Source organism: Proteiniphilum sp. UBA5384 (genome assembly GCF_002410825.1).
Classification (GTDB): Bacteria; Bacteroidota; Bacteroidia; order Bacteroidales; family Dysgonomonadaceae; genus Proteiniphilum.
Genome location: NZ_DHOS01000063.1, coordinates 69,290 through 75,888, shown reverse-complemented (window position 1 = coordinate 75,888; position 6,599 = coordinate 69,290). Strand labels below are relative to the sequence as shown.

Annotated in this window: 4 protein-coding genes; all 4 read right to left on the bottom strand. The window is 46.9% G+C overall.

Translation table 11 applies throughout. From position 1 onward, the window contains the following. Positions 1–60: 60 nt before the first annotated feature. A complete protein-coding gene (gene rplU, locus B4G81_RS12225; protein WP_294082884.1) occupies positions 61–372 on the bottom strand; it encodes a 50S ribosomal protein L21 in 312 nt (103 codons plus the stop codon). A gap of 117 nt (positions 373–489) precedes the next feature. Continuing rightward, positions 490–1,992 carry an NAD(P)H-hydrate dehydratase gene (locus B4G81_RS12220; protein ID WP_294082882.1) on the bottom strand — a complete coding sequence of 501 codons (1,503 nt, stop codon included), beginning with the start codon at positions 1,990–1,992 and terminating at the stop codon, positions 490–492. A 44-nt stretch (positions 1,993–2,036) separates the two neighbouring features. Continuing rightward, a complete protein-coding gene (locus tag B4G81_RS12215; protein ID WP_294082879.1) occupies positions 2,037–3,404 on the bottom strand; it encodes a TolC family protein in 1,368 nt (455 codons plus the stop codon). A gap of 53 nt (positions 3,405–3,457) precedes the next feature. Then, the gene (locus tag B4G81_RS12210; protein WP_294082878.1) at positions 3,458–6,592 is read right to left on the bottom strand and encodes an efflux RND transporter permease subunit; all 3,135 of its coding nucleotides are present in this window, start codon (positions 6,590–6,592) and stop codon (positions 3,458–3,460) included. Positions 6,593–6,599 lie beyond the last annotated feature (7 nt).

Genomic DNA, 6,599 nt, shown 5'->3' with positions numbered 1-6,599 from the left:
GGCCGTTCTTGGAACTACCTACACCTTTCTTATGTGCCATTTCCTTCTGATTTTAACTGATTAAGCAATAATTTCCTTTACTCTCACTTCGGAAAACTGTTGACGGTGACCGTTCAGCTTCCGGTAACCTTTTCTTCTTTTCTTCTTGAAGACAAGGACTTTGTCGCCTTTCACGTGGGAAAGGATCTCTACTACCACCTTTGCTCCGTCGATCACCGGCGCGCCAACTGTTACGGCACCATCGTTATCCACGAGCATCACCTTCTCAAATTCCACCTCAGCACCCTGATCGGCGTTGATCCGGTGGACAAATAATTTTTGGTCTTGTTCAACTTTAAACTGTTGACCCTGAATGTCTACAATGACGTACATAAATAAAATAACCTGAAGTTACGTGCCTGAGGCGTGTTGCTTTCCGCAACCTCTTTTTTGGCCTATTGGCAAATTGAGGTGCAAAATTACATAATTAATTCGTAAATCACAAACGCATCACTGTTTTTTTTCTAAACTCCGGTAGGCATTTCCTATATTTTCAATGATATCCGAAGCCACGAAACTACGGGGATGAATGGTGTCTCCGGTAATATCGGCAGTCATTCCATGCAGGAAAACTCCTATCCGGGCTGCCACAAACGGTTGGTAACCCTGTGCCAGCAGGCTGGTGACCATGCCGGTCAGCACGTCCCCGCTTCCTGCCGTTGCCAGTGCGGGCGTCCCACTGCTGTTCACGCATATTTCTTTTTGATCGATAACCAGTGAATAAGCTCCCTTTACGATTACGACCACATTATATTTTCGCGCAAACAATCTTGTTTTTCCGATCTTATCATAATCATCGCACCATCCACCTATCAGCCGCTGAAGCTCTTTAGGATGGGGGGTCAGGATGGTTCCTTTTGGCAGGAGGGTGAGCCAATCAGGATAGCGGGAAAGGATATTCAATGCGTCGGCATCCACCACCAACGGGCCCCTGCTTTTCAGGAGGAAAGAATACAGCGCCTGCTCTGTTTCTTCATGCAATCCCATCCCCATACCGATACCAACGGCATCCGGTTTCAGATCGTAATCTATGGAAGTGATATGTTCCATCCCCTTATCCTCAAGGGCCATTGCTTCAGGGAAATTGGACTGTATAGGTATCACTCCACATTTGGGCAAATAGGCGGTGACCAATCCACAACCGGTTTTAAGGGCAGCTTTCGCAGCAAGGGAGACCGATCCGCATTTACCCAGGCTCCCACCAATGACCAGCGCATGTCCCTGCGTACCTTTATGGGCAAATTTGGGAAGCGGTTTCAGCATCCCCCTGATATCCTTCTTCTCCGTCAGGTAGGTATCCGTCTCAGCTTCAGCAACAGCTTCTTCGCTCAGGCCTATTGGTACGATCTGTACATTCCCGGTAAAAGCGGCATTTTCCGGCAGATACAATGCCAGTTTAGGAATCTGGAAAGTGACCGTTTCGGTTGCTTTCACTGCGAACTCCGTTTTCCGGTCCGCATACAACCCGCTTGGCACATCGATGCTGATCACCTTTTTTCCGCTCCCGTTGATCCGTGCAATCACTTCGGCGGCCACGCCATCCACTTCACGTGACAATCCCGTACCGAATATACCGTCGATTACCACATCGAAGGGTGACAGATCGGGAATATCTCCTTTTTCCACAATTTTTTTATAGGAGATATTTTCTGCTTTCATGCGGCGGACATTATGGGCACAGTCTTCGGTATACCGATTACTGAATTCCACCATATAAGCTTTTACCGGATAACCCGCCTTATGTAATAAACGGGCGACTACCAATGCGTCCCCTCCGTTATTACCCACCCCGGCAAAGATAATTACGGAACTGTCCCTATCCGTGTATTTCTCCGCAAAAAAGTGAAAGAATGCCGTCGCAGCACGTTTCATCAACTCAAGCGACGGTATTCCCTCCCTTGATATTGTTTCTGCGTCTATCTTCCTGATCTGTGCCGATGTAAGGATCTTCATATAAGTACAATATTCAATTCAGGATATAAATATAGTAAATTATTTTACAATTCATACCGTCCGGTTACCTGCAAATAAGTGACAAGCTTGATTTTATAGCCCGACCGGGCATCAGTCAGTTCGTCTCTTGTCTGCTGGAGTATCATTTGTGCTTCGAGCATATCGGAAATATTCACAATGCCGTTCTTGTAATTGTCACTATTGATCCTCAGGTTCTCTTCGGCCTGGGCCACGGTTTCATTCGCCACTTCTATTTGCTTGTATGCTTCATTAAGCTCGTTCCATGCTTTCTGTATCTGCAATAAAAGCAATTCCTCACCATTCCGGCTATTGTTACGGGCAATCTGTTCCTTAAACTTTTTTTCTTTTATGGCATGGGAAGCGCCCCACCAATCGGAAATGGGAATCTTTACGGATGCAAATACCATTGTATTGGATGTACCTTTGTTATTACTAAAATCATAATCATAGTATACCGCCCCTACGCCAACGCCTACCTCAGGCAAATATTCCCCGATCTTCAACCGGGTCTGCAGTTCCTCTGCTTCCACACTCTTTTGCAGTAGCTTATATTCTTCGCGGTGAAACAAAGCCTGGCCGGCATCCAGGTATACTTCGTCCGGACTTTGGCTGGCGACAAGGGTATCGGACAAAACCATAGTCGAATCATACGCCAACCCGATATGCTGACTGAAGGCCATCATTGCAAGCCTGATCCCATTTTCGAGCTTAAGCCGGTTCATTCTCATTTCACTTTGCCTGATAGATACTTTCATCACATCGTTCCGGTTTATCAATCCCGCCCGATAAGAATCGTTCGCCTGCTTATACACGGTATCGAGCAGACTCTCAGCCAGGTGCAGGGTTCTCAGCTTTTCGTTCAGTGACACAATGCCCCAGTATTGCTCTTCGGTTTGCAGCAGGACTTCGCTTTTGGATAGTATAAGCCTGCTTTGGTTGACGTTAACCCCCAGTTGGGCCAGCTTATTACCGGTAACGATGCGTCCGCCGGCATAGAGTGGTTGTACGGCGGTAACAGCAGCAATATTAGCCTTATCCAGTAATGAAAGTGAAATACCCGGAAAATAAGCGAATTGGGTGGCACCGGGAAGGTTGGCAGGATTGCCATCATACACCGGCAGGTCGCCTCCCGGCATATTGTACTCGAGTAAGGGGTCACTAAAACGAAAACCCATGCCGGTGGCACTCACTTTGGGGAAATAACCGGTAAAGGCATTCTTTTTTGTTTGTTTTGCGGTTTCAATTTCCAAACGGCTGTTTTTTATGGAGCGATTATACTCCAAAGCCATTTTTTTACAATCATCGAGGCTGTATTTTGCCTGTGCCTTCAATTGGATTGTTCCTGTGAAGGCGCAAAGGATTATTATCGGAGCAATATATCTTTTTTTCATATTAATTAACCATGTCTTTGTGTAATTTTTTCATTTCAGAGAGAGGGTTCGTTTCATGCCTCTGCATCTTCGGGACATGCCTCTGCATCTTCGGGAATGGAAGATGGGTGATCCTCTTTATCTTTATGCCGGTATACCAGCCAATAAGCCAGGGGAAGGATAGTGACTACAAATATCATCGAGACGATTGTTCCTGAAAAGATAACCGTACCCATAGGATACCACAGCGGGCTTTGACTGATAATCATCGGTATCACACCCATCGACGCGGCAGCAGATGTAAGGAATATAGGGCGCATCCTGCGCTTGCCGGATAAGATAGCTGCTTCGCGCACTGTTTTATGTTGTGTGCGTCTGAGCTCTTCCGTATAATCATACATGATGATACCGTTGCGGACAATAATCCCTATCAGGCTCACCATACCCAATATGGCTGTGGCGCTGATGGGAAGACCCGCTATATTCATCCCCAACGCAACCCCGAAGATGCTGAATGACATCGACACCAACACCAGGACGGAAAGGCTGACCTTCTTAAAGTGGAAGACCATCACCAGGAACATGATGGCAGCAGCCATTATCAGTCCTCTCACTATTCCGGGCAGGTTTTCGTCATTAAACTCCTCCACCCCGCCGTAAGAGATGGAAATACCTTCGGATAATGCTGTGCCGGCGATATCACCGACAATGGTTTCCACTTTCGACTGTACGCTGCTTACATCTTCACCCCTTTTCAGGTCCACATAGACAGACAGGGTCCTGATGCCGTTCCTTCTTACGATTTGCCCTTCGTTCCAGTCAGGTGATACGTGGGCTATCTGGCGTAGGGGCACGGCAGGAGAAAGTATCCCTGAAACATATTCGTTGGCGACATCTGCCGCTTCCACCTCTGTCGACTTCGATTTGAGAACTACCGGCAAGGAATAATCATTTTCCCAGACGGTGGTGATCGGCACATCGGCAAACCGTGATGCCAGATTTATCCCCAGTATGGCTTCACTTATTCCCAGACGGTTCGCCTCGATGGGGTCTACTGAAATTTTGATACCCGGCAGGGGCTCCTCAAAACTGGTATATATCCTGACAGGTTCCTCCAATTTGTTTAATTCGGTCATCAATGTATCCGCAAATTGTTTCAGATCGGGAATATCGTCTCCCGCCAGGCGGATCTCCACATCGGCATCTACCGCCACGTATTCCAACTGCTTGAATTTGACGAATGCATTCGGGTAATAATGGGCATATTTATCGGAATACTCATCCAGTATCTTTTCCGTATCGCGATTCGACCTGGTATTCACAATAAATTGTGCAAAATTGGGACCTCCTATTTTGGGGGCGTAGACTGTATGGAAACGCGGTGACCCTGCGCCGTAAAAAGCAGTCACCGAAACAACCCGTTCATCCGCGCGCAATATTGCCTCCATATCCCTGCTTACCGTTTCGGTCTGTTCCAGGGAACTTCCCCCGGGCAGGTATATCTCCACGGCGAACTGGTCACGTTCGGCAATGGGAAGCAGCTTCAGGGGTATATTCATAAAGATGATGATACCGGCCGCAATGGCTGCCACAGTAATAACTATCGACAATTTGGGAAACCTGAACACCTTCGCCAGCAACCACTCGTAACCGCCCTGTAGTTTTTCCAGCATGATTGTCCCCTTTTTGGGTTTTTCGTCTTTTCCCGGCCGTAATCCTTTTCGTATGAAGAAGTATTGCAGGAAAGGAATAACGAGTATGGCGACAGCCCATGATATACTCAGGGTGAGAAGTATTGTCCAGGGGAATGCCACGATAAAATCGTGAATGAGCCCGCTCACCACAAATAAGAACGGAAGGAATGCAAAACAAATGGCTAAGGTGGCCGACGCTATCGCCTTCACATATTCTTTGGCGCTTTCTGCGGCTGCTTCTTTACGGGGTACCCCCTGATTCAGTTTTTCAAGGTAACTGTCCACGATCACCACCGAGTTGTCCACGATCATTCCCAGTGTCACTATCAGTGCTGCCAGCGTCACGATATTGAGTTCGAAACCTGCGATAAACAAAGTACCCAACGCAATGAAAATGGTGATTGGAATAGATGAGGCTGATACGGCGGCAACCCTCAACGGAAGCAGTATGACAACCACCAGCATTACCGCCGTTATCGCCAACAACAATTCCTGCAGGAAATTGGATACTGAACTATTCACCACCTTAGGTTCGTCGGCGATCCGGTAGATGCCGACATCCTCCGGCAAGCTTTCCTGAAACTCCCGGAGGACTACATCCACATCTTTTCCGTATTGGACAATGTTGTATCCTTCCCTCATTTCAGTGGAAAGTACCAGGCACTTCTTCCCATTGTTGGTAATGTAACTGTCCGGCTTTGGGTATTCCCGCACTACCCGGGCTATATCTTTCAGACGGATATGATTGCCTCCGGCATCCGAATAGATGATTTGCTCCTCGATGTCCTTTTCAGACAGATAGGGACGTTCTATATGGATCGGCACAACCATATCTTTGTTGTCAATATTACCTGAGAGTGTAATAAGACCCTTGGTAGTCAACGTTTGATAGAGATTGAGGACACTGATGCCATAAGTCGCAAGTTTTTCTTTTTCGATGTAAATGCTGATCTGTTCCTTTTGTGTACCGTAACGCCGCAAGTTGGAGACCGATTCGATGGAACGGAGTTTTCCTTCCAATATCTCGATTTGTTCTTCGAGCTGACGATAGGTTTTCGTATCGGATTCAAGAGTGATCAGCAATGCCGATGTGTCGCCAAAGTCATCGTTGGCGATCAATGCCAGTACGCCCGAGGGCAATTGCATTTTAAAGGTTGTCAAACCATGCTTTATTTTCGACCAGACTTCATCTTTATTATAGACATCATCATTCAGTTCAACAAAGACATATACCATTCCATCTTTAGACTGGGAGTATGTTTTTGCTTTTTTCACCTCTTTATAGGTGAATAAAAAGTTTTCGAGTGGTTTGGCCAATTGCTCTTCCACTTCGGCGGAAGTTGCTCCGGAGTATACGCCAACCACAACGCCTTGGCGAATGGTAACTGACGGAAATTCACGCTTGGGCATTTCCACCAGCGCATAAATACCAAAAACGATGAATACTGTCACGAGAAGCAGGACTAACCTGTTATATTTCATCGTCCAGTCTATAATTGTTGCCTTCTTTTCCATTTCCCCG